The 19,275-nt window shown below is 44.1% G+C and carries 17 protein-coding genes and 1 pseudogene; 15 read left to right on the plus strand and 3 right to left on the minus strand.

Going from position 1 to position 19,275, the window contains the following annotated elements; genetic code table 11:
• Nucleotides 1-50 precede the first annotated feature (50 nt).
• Nucleotides 51-452, minus strand: coding sequence for a VOC family protein (locus CA598_RS27405; RefSeq protein ID WP_094878542.1), 402 nt, complete (start codon nucleotides 450-452; stop codon nucleotides 51-53).
• Between the two features lie 143 nt (nucleotides 453-595).
• Nucleotides 596-1,462, minus strand: a complete 867-nt coding sequence (locus CA598_RS27410) for a LysR family transcriptional regulator (protein ID WP_256990673.1) — start codon at nucleotides 1,460-1,462, stop codon at nucleotides 596-598.
• Between the two features lie 181 nt (nucleotides 1,463-1,643).
• On the opposite strand from CA598_RS27410, the gene CA598_RS27415 reads away from it, so the two are divergent.
• The 5 genes and pseudogenes from CA598_RS27415 to CA598_RS27435 all read left to right on the plus strand — a co-directional run bounded on the left by CA598_RS27415 (nucleotide 1,644) and on the right by CA598_RS27435 (nucleotide 5,858).
• Nucleotides 1,644-2,831: an MFS transporter gene (locus CA598_RS27415; protein ID WP_094878544.1), complete on the plus strand. Its 1,188-nt coding sequence runs from the start codon at nucleotides 1,644-1,646 to the stop codon at nucleotides 2,829-2,831.
• A gap of 76 nt (nucleotides 2,832-2,907) precedes the next feature.
• Nucleotides 2,908-3,021 (plus strand): annotated as a pseudogene (locus CA598_RS27420) (glutathione peroxidase); the annotation flags it as partial.
• 95 nt (nucleotides 3,022-3,116) lie between these two features.
• Nucleotides 3,117-3,710 carry a chloramphenicol phosphotransferase CPT family protein gene (locus CA598_RS27425; protein WP_094878545.1) on the plus strand — a complete coding sequence of 198 codons (594 nt, stop codon included), beginning with the start codon at nucleotides 3,117-3,119 and terminating at the stop codon, nucleotides 3,708-3,710.
• 119 nt (nucleotides 3,711-3,829) lie between these two features.
• Nucleotides 3,830-5,041, plus strand: a complete 1,212-nt coding sequence (locus CA598_RS27430; protein ID WP_094878546.1) for a WG repeat-containing protein — start codon at nucleotides 3,830-3,832, stop codon at nucleotides 5,039-5,041.
• A gap of 448 nt (nucleotides 5,042-5,489) precedes the next feature.
• Entirely contained in the window at nucleotides 5,490-5,858 is a 369-nt protein-coding gene (locus CA598_RS27435) for a carbohydrate ABC transporter permease (protein ID WP_256990674.1), read from the plus strand.
• Nucleotides 5,859-6,025: 167 nt separating this feature from the next.
• On the opposite strand, the gene CA598_RS27440 is transcribed toward CA598_RS27435, so the two are convergent.
• Nucleotides 6,026-6,940 carry an AraC family transcriptional regulator gene (locus CA598_RS27440; RefSeq protein WP_094878547.1) on the minus strand — a complete coding sequence of 305 codons (915 nt, stop codon included), beginning with the start codon at nucleotides 6,938-6,940 and terminating at the stop codon, nucleotides 6,026-6,028.
• A gap of 173 nt (nucleotides 6,941-7,113) precedes the next feature.
• Between CA598_RS27440 and CA598_RS27445 the strand changes: the two genes are divergently transcribed.
• From CA598_RS27445 to CA598_RS27490, 10 genes are all read left to right on the plus strand, one after another.
• Complete coding sequence (locus tag CA598_RS27445; protein ID WP_094878548.1) at nucleotides 7,114-9,225, plus strand: glycoside hydrolase family 52 protein; 2,112 nt, start codon at nucleotides 7,114-7,116, stop codon at nucleotides 9,223-9,225.
• Between the two features lie 161 nt (nucleotides 9,226-9,386).
• Entirely contained in the window at nucleotides 9,387-11,168 is a 1,782-nt protein-coding gene (locus CA598_RS27450; protein ID WP_094878549.1) for a methyl-accepting chemotaxis protein, read from the plus strand.
• A gap of 186 nt (nucleotides 11,169-11,354) precedes the next feature.
• Nucleotides 11,355-12,209, plus strand: coding sequence for an AraC family transcriptional regulator (locus CA598_RS27455; RefSeq protein WP_179281755.1), 855 nt, complete (start codon nucleotides 11,355-11,357; stop codon nucleotides 12,207-12,209).
• A gap of 137 nt (nucleotides 12,210-12,346) precedes the next feature.
• Nucleotides 12,347-13,237 (plus strand): DUF6923 family protein, encoded by an 891-nt coding sequence (locus tag CA598_RS27460; RefSeq protein ID WP_094874256.1) that lies wholly within the window; start codon nucleotides 12,347-12,349, stop codon nucleotides 13,235-13,237.
• A 33-nt stretch (nucleotides 13,238-13,270) separates the two neighbouring features.
• Nucleotides 13,271-14,641, plus strand: a complete 1,371-nt coding sequence (locus tag CA598_RS27465; protein ID WP_094878550.1) for an ABC transporter substrate-binding protein — start codon at nucleotides 13,271-13,273, stop codon at nucleotides 14,639-14,641.
• 103 nt (nucleotides 14,642-14,744) lie between these two features.
• Nucleotides 14,745-15,635 carry a carbohydrate ABC transporter permease gene (locus CA598_RS27470; RefSeq protein ID WP_094878554.1) on the plus strand — a complete coding sequence of 297 codons (891 nt, stop codon included), beginning with the start codon at nucleotides 14,745-14,747 and terminating at the stop codon, nucleotides 15,633-15,635.
• Between the two features lie 84 nt (nucleotides 15,636-15,719).
• Nucleotides 15,720-16,556 carry a carbohydrate ABC transporter permease gene (locus CA598_RS27475; RefSeq protein ID WP_094878555.1) on the plus strand — a complete coding sequence of 279 codons (837 nt, stop codon included), beginning with the start codon at nucleotides 15,720-15,722 and terminating at the stop codon, nucleotides 16,554-16,556.
• Nucleotides 16,557-16,568: 12 nt separating this feature from the next.
• Nucleotides 16,569-17,429: a metallophosphoesterase family protein gene (locus CA598_RS27480; RefSeq protein WP_094878551.1), complete on the plus strand. Its 861-nt coding sequence runs from the start codon at nucleotides 16,569-16,571 to the stop codon at nucleotides 17,427-17,429.
• A complete protein-coding gene (locus CA598_RS27485; RefSeq protein ID WP_094878552.1) occupies nucleotides 17,426-18,628 on the plus strand; it encodes a Gfo/Idh/MocA family protein in 1,203 nt (400 codons plus the stop codon). The genes CA598_RS27480 and CA598_RS27485 overlap by 4 nt, the downstream gene beginning before the upstream one ends.
• A gap of 2 nt (nucleotides 18,629-18,630) precedes the next feature.
• Nucleotides 18,631-19,146, plus strand: a complete 516-nt coding sequence (locus tag CA598_RS27490) for a GNAT family N-acetyltransferase (protein WP_094878553.1) — start codon at nucleotides 18,631-18,633, stop codon at nucleotides 19,144-19,146.
• Nucleotides 19,147-19,275: the final 129 nt, after the last annotated feature.

Here is a 19,275-nt window from a genome sequence, read left to right on the forward strand (position 1 = left end):
ACACTGTACACTTGACAGGGAGCACTTCACTGGTGACCGGCGTTTTTATATTAGCGTTTCGGCATCCTACTCTCATCCATGTACAGCAGGTTCCAGCGGTGACCGTCCAGGTCGGCAAATCCTGCGCCGTACATCCAGCCGTCAATTTCACTCGGCTTGCCAAAGATGTTTCCTCCGGCAGACTCTGCTTTTTGAATAAAGGCATCTACTTCTTCTCTGCTTTTAGCACCAATGGAAAATATTACTTCTGCGCTATGGGAAGTATCTGCGGTTTTAGAACCTGTGAATTTCTCGAACGCCGCATCCGGGAATAGCAGAATCGTTGTTTGGCCTATGTCAAGCTTGGCTCTCTCATTACCAACGCTCACTGCAAGGAATCCAATCTCATTGAAAAAGGCAGTTGACCTCTCAACATCTTTAACTAGAAGGTTAATCCAGATCTCTTGTGACATGGCTGTTGCCTCCTGGAATATATTTTTACCCACTCCAACTATACTCTACTTCTGGCAGCAGAAGCGAATCTTACAAAAGAATTCGCAGTGACATTTCTGTCAAGCATTATGCGGTTTCCTTAGTAACTTCTCTCTATCGCAACTCACCCTTTATTGAAATACTCGATAGTTTTCTCAATAAATGCCTTGGCCGATTTTGTCAGGAAACGCTCGGACCGATGAATGATCTCAAAGTGACGGTATGGCGGATCGTCTGTAATTCGGATGCTGCGCAGAGTTGGTTCATTCATCGCTTGGATCAAACGATATGGCAGCAATGTTCCTCCGACGTTGGCTTTAACCAAGCTAATAATGGAAGTAGCTGAACTGGTCTCCATGATCGTATTTAAACTGAATCCATATTTACGGCAATAGCCATCAACCAATTCTCTGCCTGTAAATCCTTCGGGGAACATCACGGTTTGGATATTACGCAGATCCTGGATTCCGATCGTGCTTCGTTCAGCCCAATCATGATTCTCGGAAACGACGAGTACATATTCTTCACTGCACAATGGAATGCGTACTAGCCGATCATCAGGAGCAGACGTGATCTCGATGCCGATGTCTACTTCATTATCCAGCACTTGATTCAAGACATAGATCGAGGAGACAACCTTCAGCTGTACCTTGGGAAATCGTGTATGAAAATTCACGAGCAATGGGGTGAGCCGGTAATCCAGATCGGAAGGGAGAACACCAATCACCAACTTACCTCGTTGATCATTGCGGAATTCAGCTAACGCATCCTGGGTATTTTGTAAATGCCGAATCATCTGTACACAGTGCTCCAGGAACAGATTTCCTGCCTGGGTCATCACAATCTTTTTGCCGACTCGGTCAAATAAGGGAACAGCGAGTTCATCCTCCAACGCACGTATTTGTTGACTCAACGTAGGTTGAGATATGCCAAGTTTTTCAGCTGCTCGTGTAAAATGAAGCTCCTCACATACCGTAATGAAATTTTCCATCTGACGAATCTCCATATGAATACCCTCTAATCATTGGTTTTAGTAATCATTTTAATAGAAACTATAGTATTGTTCAATCATTCTAATGATTCTATACTTAATCATGCACCACCCAAAGATCAGTTATTAACAAATAGGATCATAGGTGAAATGCAACGATACTACCATGAGGTGATTCATAATGAAACTTTTTTATTTCGTCTTGGCGCTTATCCTGGCTTCACTGAATTTACGACCCCCCATTACATCCATTTCACCTCTAATGAGCACCTTACAGAATGATCTGGGTATAAGCGGGATTACCGCCAGTCTGTTGACCACACTTCCGGTATTATGCATGGGCATATTTGCTCCGTTCTCCGTAAGATTAAGCAGAAAGTGGGGAAATGAGGGCGCAATTGTTCTGGCTTTAATCCTCATTGGGTTAGGTACGGGACTCCGATGGTTTGTTGGAACAACTCCTTTAATGATGTTCACTTCTTTTCTGTCCGGTGTAGGAATTGCATTGGCAGGGCCGCTGTTGTCCAGCTTCATTAAGCAGTACTTCCCTGACCGGGTGGCAGCCATGGTGGGTATCTACTCTACAGCGATGGTGATGGGGGCTAGCATTAGTGTTGGACTATCGGTTCCGCTTCAGCATGCGCTGGGTGGATCGTGGAGGGGTTCGTTGGCTATATGGGCATTTCTCGCAGCCATTGCATTGCCAATCTGGTTGAAATTAGCCTGGTCTGCGCGCATAGATCAACAATCCGGTAAAATCTCGAGTGTACTTATTGCACCACTTCCGGTGAATAACAAGCGTGCCTGGGTGCTTACATTATTCTTCGGGCTGATGGCAGCGATCTTCTACTCGTTGACCGCTTGGCTTGCGCCAGCAATCCAAAGCCAGGGGTATAGTCAAGAGACGGCCGGAAACATCCAAACCTTATTTACATTGATATCGCTGCCCTCTACGTTGTTCATTCCCATGCTTGTACACCGTTACCAAAGACGTGTAATCTGGCTTGTCGGGTGTGCGTTATTAGAGTTGATGGGTGTCCTGATGCTGAACTTATCCTTTAGCCCCTGGCTCGCGGCGATTCCACTCGGTATTGGAGCGGGTGGACTGTTCCCGATTGCACTGATGTTGCCCATTGATGAAACAAGCAATGCTCAGGAAGCCAGTAGCTGGTCCGCAATGACCCAGTCAGGTGGCTACATTCTCGGAGCACTTGGACCGCTAGCCATTGGCTGGCTCCACGATGCAACGGGCAGCTTCGTACAAGCTTTCTATGGTTTATCTGTAATCATTGTGCTTCAGATTATCGTTCAATTGGCTATAGGTAATAAAAAAAGTCCTCCAGCGAGTTATGATAAGCCCCAGAGCTGAGAGTTTGTTGAGGGAAATAAGTAGAGGAGATTCCTATATTATGTTATTTTTAATAATAATGCGGAGGAATGGTCTGATGTCTATTTATGATTTTCAAGCGAAGTCAATTCATGGTGAGCCTGTTGAATTGTCAATTTATCGTGGTAAAGTTCTGCTTATTCTGAACACTGCCAGTAGATACAGCTATTCTCGCTAATTTTTATGAGTTGGATAATTTTATGAACTTTGTGATTATAACGTTATCTGAAAAATACGCAAAGATTATTTTTTGAAGGGATGATTAATTTGAAGCAGGGGATCTTAGTTTATCTAAATGGAACTTCAAGTTCTGGAAAGACCTCCATATCGACTGAACTGATAAATCAGAAAGAAATTCCTTTTTATCATTTATCAATTGATGATTTTTTTAATAATTACAATGATTTTATTAATAATAAATTTCCAGATGAACCTCCAAGAGAAATAGATCATCAAGTTGTCTCACAAATACTTGATGATTCCATATTCTCAGTGTACCATTCGACAATTAAACTGTTATCAGAAATGGGTTTTAATGTAGTAGTAGATACAGTAATCGACAATGACAAGAGATTTAATGCGTTTCTTGATCAATTTTTCGATCAGCCTACGTTATTTATAGGTGTAATATGCTCGAAAGAAGAACTCATAAGAAGAGAGCAAGCAAGAGGAGATAGAAAATTTGGACTGGCAGCTTCACAGTTTAGCAAAGTATATTGCTTTGATGAATATGACCTCGAAGTAAATACTGAAGAGATGAATCCAAAAGAATGTGCCGAAAAGATATTAAGTTTTATTAAGTCCAATCAGGAATACTCGGTATTTAAGAAATTAAGTAAAAAAAATGTTAGTGTTTCCTAGTAGGCGTATCCACCGATAAGTAGGTATTATCATATTTCACCAAATAGCAGCTCCTGTGTCCGTAAGACTGCGGAACAAAACTGCATTTTTCTGATCAGCAGTATGTTGGCGGGCGAAATGTGGGATTAAGCGAATGTCTTTGTGATTTATTCCCAATCACGCGCAACAAGCCCGGTACAAGCGTCGTCTATACTAAAGAATGGAAAATAGTCTCTGAGGAGCGTGGAGAACAGGTGCTTAAAAAGATGGCTCTTACCTTTCTATTTACGACGATGGTATTCACCACAAACGTGGCGGAGCAATCGCTGGCTGCCAGTGCGACCGTTATGCAGGCGCAGACAGGCGATCAACTGTATCCGATTGAAGTTAATGGAAAATACGGTTTCATCAACGGCAAAGGCAAGAAGGTCATCGAGGCGGTGTACGATGGATACGGATATTCAGGAGTATCCGGAGGAACGGTGTATGTCGAGAACCATGCGGCTAAAAAGCAATATTATTTCAGCTCGGCGGGCAGCAAGCTATTCGAATACAAGCTGAGAGATGCCGGCATTCTTTATAATGACCGTGCGCTGTATACGACGCAGGTTCAGAATTCTGACGGAGCTACGGCGACACGGTACGGATATATAGACAGCCATGGCAAGGTGAGCGTACAGCCCATATACACCCGGGCGTTTAATTTCTCCGAAGGTTTGGCTCGGGTCAATGTGGGCAAAGCATCGGGGTACATCAACACCAAGGGAGAGCTGGTCATTCCTTACCGGTATAGCTCGACGTCCGATTTCTCCGAAGGTATGGCGACCGTAGTGCTTGCGTTCGGCGGCAAATACGGCTATATCGACACCACGGGCAAGCTCCGCGTTACGCCCCGGTATGATTACGCCACACCGTTTTCAAACGGGGCGGCAGTAGTTTACGTGAACGGCAGATACGGGTACATCGACAAAAACGGCAATTACCTGATAAAACCGCAGTTCAGCATGGCGCAGCCATTCTCGGAAGGACTGGCTTTTGTCGAGCGTAATGGAGTCACCTTCTACATCAATAAGAAGGGCACCAAAGTCATCCAGGGCTTTACAGCCGGAGGGTTGTTCAAGGGCGGCCTGGCTCCGGCCAGCCAGGGGCAGAGGTACGGCTATATCAATACATCCGGCCGCTTTGTGATCAAGTCGCAATTCTATTGGGCTGACGCTTTTAACGGCGAATTGGCGGTGATCAGCATGCTCGATCAGAATTCACGCGAGGAAATCAGAGGGTACATGAACCGCAGCGGAGCGATCGTCTGGCCGCCGGCTTCCGAACTTCCGAACGGAGTGACAAAACTATAGTAAGGCAGAACAACCGAACTTCACGGATTGTATCGAAAAAAGAGCGCATTACAGCTAATGAAAGTTATCGAAACTAACAATATTAACTTGCGGCTAAATTCTAATGGCAAATGGATGATAGCGTCAATATTATTAAAAGAATAACAGATCCCTTAGATTAAGATAACGGGACATGTTAGTGGAAAAACGGTTGCTTCGGCAACCGTTTTTTATTTGTTCAACTAACTGGCAATTTAGTTGAACAGAAAATGGTATAGTTTTCTTGTGGGAATTTGAAAGTTTGGGGTAATGTGGTTCAGCAACATCATTGGGACTTGGTGTTTCATTTTTAGGTTTAATAGTTTCATTAATTGCTTGTTTTAGGGGTGAACATAAAGCTTAAAAGACAAGTAAACAAACGAGACACGTTAGCACAATAAACCTTCAGAAGTGTGTTTTATTTCCCTACATTGCTATCATTTATCTCGCTGGATTGCAAGGTATTCCGCAGGAATTGAATGAAGCGGCAACCATTGATGGAGCACGGGGCTGGCAACAGTTCCGACATATCACCTTTCCACTACTTACGGGGGCGATGACTGTATGTATGGTACTGTCGATGATCAGCGCCTTGAAGATTTTTGATCAGATTGCGGTTATGACCGATGGCGGTCCGGGCTTTGAGGCGGAGACGTTAACTTATATTATTTATAAAGTTGGGTTTGGTGAATTAAGGCAAGGCTTTGGTACGGCGCTGGCCATGGTCTTGTTCTTAATCAAACTGATCATTACAGTCTTCCAAGTGAAAGTTCTCCAGAAGCGGGAGGTGCAGCTCTAAAATGACGATGCAGACACGCAGAAGAGTTGGGCAAATCGCACTTTTTATGGTTACCATAGTAGTGGCTATTCTATTTTTCTTCGAAGGGGTAATTCATAAGAGGGATGTATCCTGTAACCACTTAGTGGACAGCGGAATACATCCTATTTTCTTTGGCGTAACGATCTTTAGAGTGTACTCGGATTCGCAGTTAATCGGCGGTAACCCATCGGAGGCAGACCTGTCCATCGTTTGAACTGCTTGCTGAAATGGGACACATCACGGTACCCCAGTCGTTGAGCAACCGATTCGACAGATAGACTATTATCCATCAGCAGCAGTTTAGCGTGTCGAATGATTAAGCGGGATAAATACTGCCTTGGTGACATCCCATAGATTTGGTGAAAAGCACGATTGCAATGTGTTGTACTGTATCCAAGCTTTGCTGCAATATTCTCAATACCGCCACCTCTTTCGCCTGTGCTGGCAGCGATGGAGACGGATTCCTGCAATAGTCCTTCAATGGCGTTAGCCAGGGCCACAGTATTTTCTGTAGCTTCTGTATCTGCTGGGAGAGGCATTTCCGATAGCACCCAACCGCTGAGTGCGGTCAGAAGCTGTAGGGAAGCATGCAAGGTGATCAGGCGATTTCTATGTGTATCCTTAGACTCTGACAAAATAGAAGAATTAATGATTACGTCTAGAGCTGAACGGATGGCGAGCAGTTCAGGCGTGTTTCCACTTAAACTAACAGCATCTGCTGTGAGTAAGGCCCGCCGTAAAATCAGATCATCGATATCAAAATGCAGGCAATAATATGTCATATCACGGTTAGCATTTGAACCTAGACTACTATGCTCCACACCGGGACGAATGAACAAAATATCACCGCTTTGTTGGATGAAAGACGTATTGCCAACAGTCATCTGCTGCTCCCCCTGAAGGACAACGTTAATCTCAAACATTGGGTGAGTGTGTACGGGATATTGCCAATCCGAATTCACTTTTCTCCAATGCGCGGCAAAGATATGGAAGGCTGCTTGAATGTCCGGAGACATTTGACCATCAATAGAATTATGGAAGGCGGGATCATTCGAGATCATTTCAATCCTCTTTTACAATAAAATTTGGCTTAATTATATCATAGGTTGTTATCGATGTTTGATTTGCCCAAATAATAGAAGGCTTTAGCCCTGTTGGACTTCCAGGAATATCGATAACATGGATACATAGCCCGGAGCTATCCGGGATCATGTTGGAGGGAGTGCATTTATTTATGGCACATAATAAATTCTTTAATGCTCATCATTCACCGATCGGTGCATTTGCGAGTTTTACTTTAGGATTTAAAGGAGCTAGTGGTGGTTTCGATTTGGAGATGGCCAAACCTCCTAGACAGAATATATTCATAGGATTAGAACGCACTGATGGGAAAGGGTATGACACACTGCCATTTCACGAGATGGGCGGAGATGACGAGAGCAAACGCTACGATATCGAGAATCCGGACCCCAATCCAGATAAGGAAAATATTCTGTTCCCTTTTCAAGAAGGTGAGATTTCTAGAGATTTTCAAGTAGCTACAGATAGCTGGAGTGCGGGGGATCTGTCCTTCCGGATTCTTTCGCCTGTTCGATCAGTGCCCGATCCTGAAACTGCGTCCGTGGAAGATTTGAAGGAAGTACTGCTGCCAGCAGTGCTGGTTGAGCTCGAAGTGGACAACACTGCATCAGCCGCTTCACGCCGTGCGTTCTTTGGTTTTCAGGGAACAGATGTGTATAGCGGAATGAGAAGACTGGATGATGTATCGACTGAAATTACAGGGGTTGGACAAGGAAGATTTATTGCGATTGCTGCCGAGAAAGGAACTGCAAAGTCCGCACTTCATTTCACGATGGAGGATATTCTAAGTGAGGAGCTACAGGAGAATTGGACCTTTGGACTGGGCCGCGTGGGCGCTTTGATCATGGATGTTCCAGCCGGAGAAAAAGAAACGTACCGGTTTGCGATTTGTTTTCACCGTTCGGGTTATGTTACCTCTGGTATGGATGCTTCCTATTACTATAATCGCTATTTTAACAATGTTGAGGTAGTAGCCGAATATGCATTAGCTAAATTCGATGTTCTTAAACAAGCAGCGGAGAAAGCTAACCAGATGTTTAATCATACAAACCTATCTGAAGATCAAACCTTTATGTTAGCGCATGCGATTCGTAGTTATTATGGTTCCACACAATTACTGGATAATAAGAATAAGCCATTCTGGATCGTCAACGAAGGCGAATACCGGATGATGAATACGTTTGATCTGACCGTGGATCAGTTATTCTACGAGTTGCGTCTGAATCCTTGGACGGTTCGTAATGAGCTGGATATGTTCGTAGAAAGATTCAGCTATGAAGATACGGTGCGTTTCCCTGGAGATGATACAGAGTATCCTGGTGGAATTAGCTTCACACATGATATGGGTGTAGCCAATGTAGTTTCACGTCCAAGCTATTCCTCTTATGAGTTATATGGCATTGATGGCTGCTTCTCTCATATGACACATGAACAATTGGTAAACTGGGTGCTGAGTGCGGCAACTTATCTTGAGCACACGGGTGATCGGAACTGGATGGAACGTAATCTGAGTATCTTGGAGAAGTGCTTGGATAGTATGTTAAATCGGGATCATCCAGATCCTGAGTACAGAAACGGTGTTATGGCGCTAGATAGCTCACGTACGATGGGTGGAGCAGAGATTACTACCTATGACAGTCTGGATGTCTCTTTAGGTCAGGCGCGCAACAATATTTACTTGGCAGGAAAATGCTGGGCGGCTTACTTAGCTATGGAGAAAATATTTGCAGCGTATGATCGTGCGGAACTGTCCAAAACAGCAGGGGTTCAAGCAGTGAAATGTGCCGCAACGATGGTGACAAGCGTTACAGCAGATGGATATATCCCGGCTGTGATTGGAGAAGGTAATGACTCCAAGATCATTCCAGCTATCGAGGGTCTTGTATTTCCGTACTATACGGGTTGTAAGGAAGCTCTTGATCGCAATGGACGGTTCGCCGCATATATCGGTGCACTCGACAAGCATCTTCATGCGGTGTTGAAGCCGGGCATTTGTTTATTTGATGACGGTGGTTGGAAAATCTCATCCACCAGCAATAACAGCTGGCTTAGCAAAATCTATCTCTCGCAGTTCATCGCCCGCAATATTCTGGGACTGGAATGGGATGAACGCGGAGCGGCAGCAGATCGCGCTCACGCTGCATGGCTTACCCATCCAGAATTATCGATCTTCAGCTGGAGTGATCAAATTATTTCCGGGGAGATTACGGGCAGTAAATATTATCCCCGTGGAGTAACAGCGATATTGTGGTTGGATGAGGAGTAGGGAATTAGAGTTTCATTGAATAAATGGCAAACGGACCCCTTAATAGGGGAGCGTTTGCTTTTTTTATTAAATTATGAATTTCTTTTTTTGATTTATATTCCCAAAACTAGTACTATAGTATTAATTTGTAATTAATTCTAATAGGATGCGGAGCGGTGTATATGGTAAAAGTTACACGTACAAGGATGCGACTAACAATTCGGAAAAAACTGCTCATGATGTCACTCACGCTACTAATTCTTCCCATCGGAATATTAGGAGCAGTTATTTATCAGATTTCAGTCAAAGAAACGAATCAGCTCATTGAGAGTAAATTGAGTTCAAGTGTAAACCTGGCTGTCGCCTTAATTGAGAATTTGGAAATCTCCGTCCAATCGGGTCAGTTGACTGAAGTGGAAGCACAGGAGCAAGTACGGACCTTACTACTTGGGAACAAAAATGAGGATGGTACTCGGCCCATTAATCAATCAATTGATTTGGGTCCAAACGGCTACTTCTTTATATTAGATAACAAAGGGGAACTGCTTGCTCATCCCAAACTTGAGGGAGACAATATTTGGGATAAACAAACCTCAAACGGTACTTTTTACATACAGGATTTGATTAAAGCAGCACAGAACGGTGGTGGAGCTACTTACTATAAATGGCCGCTACCTAAATCGGATGGTACTGGAAACGCAGTAGGAGAAGAAGCGTTGAAAATATCTTATGCTAAATTATCACCCTCTTGGGGCTGGGTCGTAGCTGCAGGCTCTTATATGCAGGACTATAATACCGGTCAACAAACTATACTAAAGGGAATTATTACTACATTGATTGTATGCGTTGTCATCGGAATCGCCGTAATATACATATTTGCACAACATATTTCAAGACCGATTGTACGCATAGCCCGTGAAGCTGAACGGATCGCTCAAGGGGACCTAAGCGGTAAAGCATTGACTGTAAGCAATCGGGATGAGATCGGACAGCTCGGTATCAGCTTCAATCAATTATCGGGTAACATTCGTCAGTTAGTTGGGAATTTAACCATAAGCTCGGAGTTATTAGCTTCTTCCTCCAAACAGTTGTCTTCAACGTTAGGTGAGACCACAGCGGCACTTGTTCAGACTTCATCCTCAATGACTGAAGTGGCGAACAATAGTGAGAAACAAGCTACCTCAACACAAGAGACTTCACAGTCGATGGAGGAGATGGTAAAAGAGATTCAGCGAGTAGCCGAAGCCTCTACACATGCCTATCAGCTGTCCATGCAAACACTGGAAGAGGCTGATAAAGGAAATAGCCTTATCATTAATTCTTCCGAGCAAATGAACGCAGTAAGTAATACGGTTGATGATTTAGGGATTACCGTTACTAGTTTAAATGAGCAGTCTCAACAAATAGGCACCATTGTCAGCACCATTAAAGGAATATCTGAGCAAACGAACTTGCTGGCGCTTAATGCGGCAATTGAAGCTGCTAGATCAGGAGAGCAAGGCAGGGGATTTGCAGTGGTAGCCAGTGAAGTTCGTAAGCTGGCAGGACAAACAAGTGAAGCGGCTGAGCAGGTTTCAGTCATGGTTGAAGAAATTATTGCGAGTATTGGCCATGCCCATCATTCGATGAGTAAAGGTCAAAATGAGGTAGCAGCAGGGGTTCAAGCGATTGATGATACGGGTAAAGCATTTGAACGCATTTTTCAGGCCACCCGCACCATCGTAGATCAGGTGGAGCAATCCTCGACCGCCGCACAACAGATGTACACGGGCTCCGAACAAATATCTGCTGCAGTGATGGAGGTCGAGCAGGTTTCATTGCACTCAGCTTCGGCTGCACAGACTGTATCTGCTGCCGTAGAGGAGCAGCTTGCTTCTATGGAGGAAATTGCCGCATCTGCTCGCAAACTACAAGAGGGCTCGAATGAGATGCGTGCTTTAGTAAATCAGTTTAAATTGGAATAGATGTTCATACTTAGAGTTACAGAAATAGAATATGTAAAATATTTAAGAGGGGGATTAACCCCTCTTTTTTGCTGTTCTGACGTAAATAACCTTTTGAATACTAAGAGGAAATTAATATAGCTTTTACAGCTCATTGACGCGGAGCGTATACTGGCTTGCTATATTGAAGGGAAAAGGGGGATGAATATGAAAGAAATGGAAGAATCGTCCTTTGCAGCTACTCAGCCTGTCCTTGCAAGTGATACTTTTGGTTGGGATAAGCTTCAGGTTTCGCAATGGTATAGCCCGCAGCAAGCTTTCACCCCATCCTCGGAGTCAAAATATTTAATAGGCATTCACTGCACCGCATACTACGAAAATTACTACACTATTCATATTACCCCATGTAATGAGAGCCTTCTTTGCCCTTGGGGCAGAACCTCGCTCTATTTTTTGAAAATAGAAATTACGCCAGCGGTCCTCGAAGAGATTGCTCGTGAATCTGGTTATCTGAAGGAAGGCCATATCCAGTTGGACCGCAAATTTCATGTCAAGGATTCCAAGCTACTGCAATTAGGGCTTTGGATGCTGGAGGAATTGCAGAATGGCGGTGCCAAAGGGAAAATATATAGCGACTCTTTATCCAATATGTTAATTATTCACTTGTTACAACACTATTCTTCAGTGATTCCCCAGCATTCGAACCGAAAAACGCCAGCCAATCAAGAAATATTTCAGGTCATTCAATTTATGCGTGAGCGTTTAGAAGATGAAATTCAACTGACTGATCTCGCTGGCATGGCTAATATGAGCCAGTCGCATTTTATTCGGATTTTCAAACAACAGACAGGATATACACCCCATAATTATTTAATTCGCCTGAGAATCGAACGCTCTAAATTTCTTATTCGTTCCGGAAAAATTGGTTTGAAGGAAATTGCATCTCAGGTTGGTTTTGCCGATCAAGGACATTTTACTAGATTATTCAAACGGGAAACCGGCCTAACCCCAAAGCTGTATGCGAATCAAAGCTCCTCCAAACCTAATCATATGATTTATTAATTTTATTATGCAAATGAGAGTTTTGTTCAAGGAAAGAAGTATTTTGTTCAATTAGAGAGCTGTTGCCAGCTCCTATAATAAGGTTGAAGTAAGGCGTACAAATGCCGAACTACAACCTTATTAGGAGGAGAGAAAACATGAGATTAAAGAGATTATTCAGTCTGATTTGCGCGGGGGTACTTACGACCAGTTCTTTATCTTTAGTAGCATCTGCCACACCAGTCGGACCGGATAACCTAGTAAGCACAGAGGTAGAAATCAGTGCAGAGTCAACTTCAGCTTCAGCTACAACTGCTGGAACTTGGCATGAAGTATCTAAGCAAACTTTCTGGTTACTTGATGCCTTGGAACGTGGACAAGGGGTGGCTACAGACGGGAATTCATGGATCTTTAATTCCTCGTATGGGCTCTTACGGACTGGGCTGGATGGCAAAACCGTAAAAGCACGAAATGAATTGGCTATTCCGCTGGAGATTGCCTCCCAAGGTGGAGACCATATCGGTGATATTTCCTACTATAACGGTAAAATATACGCTCCTATTGAAGACGGCAAAAACTATCAGCATCCTTACATCGCTCTCTATGATGTGAACACTTTGAAATATACGGGGACATCCTATGCTTTACCATTGAATCTGCATATTGGCGGTGTGCCTTGGGTAGCTGTTGATGCCGCTCGCGGTCAGGTCTACACAGCTCAGTGGTCTAATGCTAGCGTCTTGAATGTACTAAGTCTTGATGATATGCATGTGATCACAACCGTTCCACTTTCCCAAAGTATTGATCGAATTCAAGGTGCCGAAGTGTACAACGGTGTTCTGTATGCCTCTACGGATAACGCAACCCAAACGGTTTATCAGATTGATCCGGAGACTGGAAACGTATCTGTTGCCTTTGATCGCAATCTGCCAAGTGGTACTGAAGCCCAAGGAATTGCTGTATTGCCTACCGCTGATGGTGCACAGCTCCATATTCTTGATGTAGGCTCGAATCGCATTAGTGTGAACTTTCGCCATTATGCATTTTAATTCAAATCCAAGCGAAAAAAGGGGCTATCAGAAATGCTAAAGCAAACCAAAACTCTTCTAACACTGCTATCCGTCTCAATGCTGGCAGTAGCGGGCTGCGGACAATCTAATAACAGTACGGCTGAAGCCAAAGAAAATACCGCTCAACCCACAGCAATCGCTGCAACTCCAGAATCCACAGAGACTCCAGCCGCTAAGCCGGTGGAGATTACCTTTTATTATCCGGTTAATGTTGGTGGTCCTCTTACAAAAGTAATCGATGGGATGGCTAGTGCATTCATGGAGCAGCACCCGGAAATTAAGGTTAATCCCGTGTACACAGGTAACTACGGTGACAATACCGTGAAAATTCAAGCAGGTGTGCAGGCCAAACAGCCACCGGATGTCGCGGTCATGATGTCAACAGAGCTGTACAGTATGCTCGATATGAATGCAATCATTCCGTTGGATGATTTTATTGCAAAGGACACGGATATTCAGATGGCTGATTTTTATCCCGCCTTTGTAGAGGATACACAGTCTGAAGGTAAAACGTACAGCCTGCCTTTTCAGCGGAGCACGATTGTTATGTATTACAACAAAGAAATGTTCAAAGCTGCAGGACTTGATCCAGAGAAACCACCCACTACATGGGATGAGCTTGTAACCTATGCTAAGAAGCTGAACAAAGACGGTCACGTGGGTCTGGAAATTCCGGGCAATGATGATTCGTATTGGATGTTTCAAATGCTTGCACGGCAAAATGCTTCCGATCCGAAGCAAAATATAATGTCTTCCGATGGCAAAAAAGCGATGTTCGATACGCCGGAGAATGTGGAGGCATTGCAATTCTGGTTAGATTTGTCCCATAAATATAAGGCGATGCCGGAAGGTGTTATTGATTGGGCAACCGTTCCGACAGATTTCATTCAAGGTAAAACAGCCATGATGATGCATACAAGCGGCAACTTAACCAACGTAAAAAATAATGCGAAATTCGAATTTGGTGTAGTGTTCCCTCCCGCACAAAAGCAATTTGGATCACCTACTGGGGGAGGTAACCTGTATATTTTCAAGGACACATCTCCTGAAAAGCAAGCTGCGGCTTGGGAATTTGCCAAATATATGACGGCTTCAGAACAAGCTGCCCTCTTTAGCAGTTCATCCGGTTATGTTGGCGTAAGAAAATCTGCATACGATACAGATGCTATGAAGAAGTATACGGCGGATTTCCCGCAAGCATTGGTAGCGAGAGATCAATTGGAATATGCGTTCCGGGAATTGTCCACTCATAATCATGGTAAAGTATCGACGGCAATTACGAACCAGATTCAAGCGGCATTGGCAGGAGAGATTGATGCAGCAGGTGCACTTAAAAAGGCTCAAGCAGAAGCAGAACAGGCACTGGCTCCCTTCAATAAGTAAGCTTTGAGGTATGGAATACGCCAGGACGGCTGGATAGCTTGTTCTGGCGTCATTACTTTATGCATTAATCGTAGAAACCTTAATCATGGAAGGATTGAATGGTATGAATGCCGGATGGAGTGAGAGGCTTAGACGAAACGGATTCGGCTGGGGACTAGTGTTGCCTTCGCTGCTCTTTCTTTGCTTGTTTACTTATTACCCTATGTTTAAATCGTTCTGGCTTAGCTTTTATGAGAAAAATTTGGCGACTCCTGAGCCTTTGTTCGTCGGTTTTGACAATTACGCTAATCTATTGCACGACAATGTCTTTATGAAGGTGTTCAGTAACAATATATGGTTCGCCATTGGCACAGTACCCACTTCATTAGCTTTGGCTTTCTTGATGGCACTGTTTGCCGACAAGGCGATAAAAGGGCGGGGACTGGCACGTCTTTCATTTTTCTATCCGAATATGATCCCGATGATCGCTGTGGCGAACATCTGGTTGTTTCTGTATACCCCTCATTTTGGGCTCTTTGCCAGACTGGCTTCATGGATCGCGGATCAGCCTGTGAATTTGCTGGGAACACCTGATACGGTGATGGGCGCATTAGTTGTCATGATGATTTGGAAAGAAGCCGGATATTTTATGATTTTTTATTTAGCAGGAATGCAGCAGATTCCCAAGGATTTATATGAAGCGGCTGCAGTAAGCGGAGTGGGTACATTCACTTCCATCCGCAGAATCACAATTCCGCTCACGATGCCGACTACGTTGTTCGTGGCCGTTGTGGCGATCACGAATTCCTTTAAGCTGGTAGACCATCTCTGGATTATGACAAAGGGCGGTCCGAATAATGCAAGTAACCTGCTGCTTTATTATATCTACGAGTCCACCTTTAATTTCTACGATCAAGGGATGGCCGCATCGATGACGATGGTCATGATCGTACTGCTGCTCCTGATTTCCTCTTTGCAGTTTTTTGGCTGGGATCGGAAAATCCATTATGAATAGGAGGTGGAATCCATGGAGGATAAACCACTAAAGCTGCCCTTAGTATTAAGGCAGAATACACGCAAAGCTTTAGAAGAGGAGCGCATGCTGAACTCCGAAAGAACGAAGCGCCGAATCGGGCAGATACTGTGGCATGCGGTTGGATTTACGTTTGCCGCGGCTTGGATCATTCCCTTCCTATGGGTGGTAAGAACGGCTTTTTTACCCAAAGATGTTGCTATTGATTCGGGATGGTCTTGGGGCTTCACGTTTGAGAATTTGATTCATGTATGGAATGGGGCGCCTTTTGGACGATTTTTAATGAATACATTGCTTGTGTGCGGTGTTGTGCTTGTGGTTCAGCTGGTTACGATGACAATGGCTGCATATGCGTTCGCACGGGTACGTTTCTTCGGAAAAGATCTGTTATTCATGTTATTTTTGGTGCAAATAATGGTGCCGCCGGATGTGCTTATCTTTTCCAATTATCAGGTATTGAATGAAATGGGCTTGCTGGATACAAAGCTGGGGATTATGCTACCTTACTTTGCCACCTCCTTTGGAGTGTTTCTATTAAGGCAATCCTTCAAGCAATTACCCTATGAGCTGGATGAAGCTGCCCGGGTAGAGGGCGCCTCACGCCTGCATATTCTTTCTAGAATCTATGTCCCACTGTCACGCCCGATTTATGTGTCCTTTGCGATCGTGTCGGTTAGCTTTCATTGGAATGATTTCTTGTGGCCTCTCATTGTAACCAATTCGGAGGAGAATCGCTTATTAACCGTAGGTTTGGCTATGTTTGCAAAAGCCACGGAAGCTGGTGCACAGTGGTCCGACGTTTGTGCGGCTACATTGATTGTGTCGGCACCCTTAATGATTGGATTTTTATTATTCCAGCGGCAAGTGATAGGTAGTTTTATGAGCTCTGGCATTAAAGGTTAGGAGGAGGCATTTATGAGGCTGGCGATTATTGGGGACTTACATTACCCGGACGAATTGTTAAACAACAAGGTTTTGATTAAAGAGGCACGAGATGCTTTTTACGAGCAATTTATGAATCTATTCTTGTCCATCCCAGCCGATTATCATATTTCCGTGGGAGATATGGTGCATGCAGGAGAATTTAGCGAATTTAATTATATCATGGGTAAGATTAAGGACAGCAAGCATTCTAGACGTTTTCTACATGTTCTTGGCAATCATGATACGTACACTTATCCTAAGGAAGAAATCCTTTCCGTCACTCGGCAGCAGCGATACAGTGTTATCGAAGAGACGAATGCGATCATTATTTTGCTGGATACCTCACGGGAAAATCGTGACGATTGGAGCGGAACACTTGACGATGAACAGCTAGCATGGCTCGAAGCACAAATGAAGCGTAAATCGGAAAAGCCTTTATTCGTCTTTGGTCATCATCCCCTGTATAATACGACGGCTAGATCCACTGAGCCAATGATGTCACTGGATCCCAGCTTGGACATTTGGCCGATATTGAAGCAATGGCAAGGTGTGGGTTTCTATTTCAACGGGCATAATCATGTGCATTCTATCGTTAGAAAAGAAAACTGGTATTTCATTCAAACAGCCTCCATCCTGGATATTCCTGCTGCTCGAATCCTTACTGTGCTTGAAGATGAAATCAGGTTAGAAATGGTGAATCTGGCAAGCGAGCAATTGAGTAAATGGTCTTCATTATTTACCTTCAGCATTTTTGATTATGAAAAATATCCGCAGGCTGAAGGGGAGACAAGAGATCAGGAGCTAATCATCAATCGACTTCAAATGGATAGAAAGCAGGTGGACCAGCAATGAATCGTCAGCCAGTAAGATTAGCGATCGTAGGTGGTAATCGAGGAGCCAGTTTTATGAATGCATTGTACTCTCTATCGGATCGGATACATCTGACCGCCACTTGTGACTTGAATGAGTGGGTGCTTAACCAATGGAAAGAGAAATTCCCAGAAATCCGAACGTATCGGGATTATCATGAAATGTTAAAAGATTCGGCGATAGATGCGGTGTTTATCTTAAGCCCCATGCATCTGCATGCCAGACAATCTATTGATGCATTAAAAGCGGGTAAGCATGTCCTAAGCGAAGTGATTTCGATTCAATCTTTAGAGGAAGCTTGGGAGCTTATCGAGACTGTTGAACAAACTGGACTTAAATATATGATGTCTGAAAATTACTGCTTCTCGCGCTCCAATCTGACGATTAAACATATGGCGGATCAAGGCATGTTCGGTGAAATTACTTATCTGGAAGGCGGATATATCCATGATTTACGTCATTTGACTCATCATCCGGATGGTTCTCTGACTTGGCGGGGGCAATTACATCAGCAGTATAACGGGATCAATTATCCGACACATTCTATTGGTCCAGTTGCGCAATGGATTAACCTCAATAAGCCTGAAGGTGATCGATTAAAAAGCATCTCGTCTTTTGTTTCCAAATCTAGATCCTTACAATATTATTTCGGAGAGCATTATGGAAAAGATCACCCGGCAGCACGGGAGGGATTCTGGCGGCAAGGGGATAGCGCGGTTGCGGTCATTCAAACGGAAAAGGGTGTACTGATTGAACTGCGTGTAGACTGGTCCTCCGTTAGACCGCATAATAAAACTCATTATTTACTGCAAGGAACTGAGGGAGCGTATATTACGGGCCGCCATCAGTACGAAGAGGATTTGATCTGGTTCAAGAATCTCTCGCCCAAAAATATAGCAGATGGAGAGGAAATGTGGGAGCCTTTAAGCAGTTATCAACCACTCTATGATCACCCGACATGGATGAAATGGGGCGAATATGCCGCTGGGACGAAACATGGCGGAGGAGATTTTATGGTGCTTGAAGAATTTATTTCTGCCATTCAGGAGGATCGAACCCCTTCGGTGGACGTATATGATGCCGTTACTTGGAGCTCTGTGTTTACATTGTCTATGGAATCTGTAGAGAATGGTGGAAAAGCCATAGCCTTTCCTGATTTTAGAACGAGAGTGAGGAATTGACGGTGGATCAGGTCCTTTCCAAACTTGTAATGAAAAAAGAAATGCTGTCCGACTTGCCAGTTTTTCACTGTCCTACCGGGTATCTGATTCGTCATTTCGAGCCGGATGATGAACGGAACTGGGAAGAGCTTATACGCCATTCTTTTACAAGGGAAGTTAAATTTGCTCATAAAATCAGTGATCATGTACCCTTGTATTCGGATCGCTTGATGTTCATTTGCCGCGGGGATCAACCTGTAGCTACTGCTACGGCCTGGGAGTCGGGTAGTGAGGACAATAAGAACTGGTACTTGCATATGGTTGGAGTGCTTCCAGAATATTCTGGTAAAGGTCTCGGCTATGCTGTGAGTCTAGCTGTCTTGCACAAAATAAGAGATTCAGGGGGAACGGCGGCATGTTTAGAAACCGATGATTTCAGACAGCCCGCCATCCGTATTTATTTGAAATTAGGATTTCAGCCGGTGTACTTAGATGAAAGCCATCCCGGAAGATGGGAACGAATCCTGCAAAGGCTTTGAATTTGTTGATAATTAGGGGGCTTTATGCCCCTTTATTCATGTTGGAGTTTCAGAAGGGGCCGCATCCAAAAATTATGTTGTCGTTAATAAGTATTCCTGCTATAGTCATACTGACTTATTAAATGCATT

This window comes from Paenibacillus sp. VTT E-133291, from assembly GCF_002264395.1.
GTDB lineage: Bacteria > Bacillota > Bacilli > Paenibacillales > Paenibacillaceae > Paenibacillus_AQ > Paenibacillus_AQ nitricinens.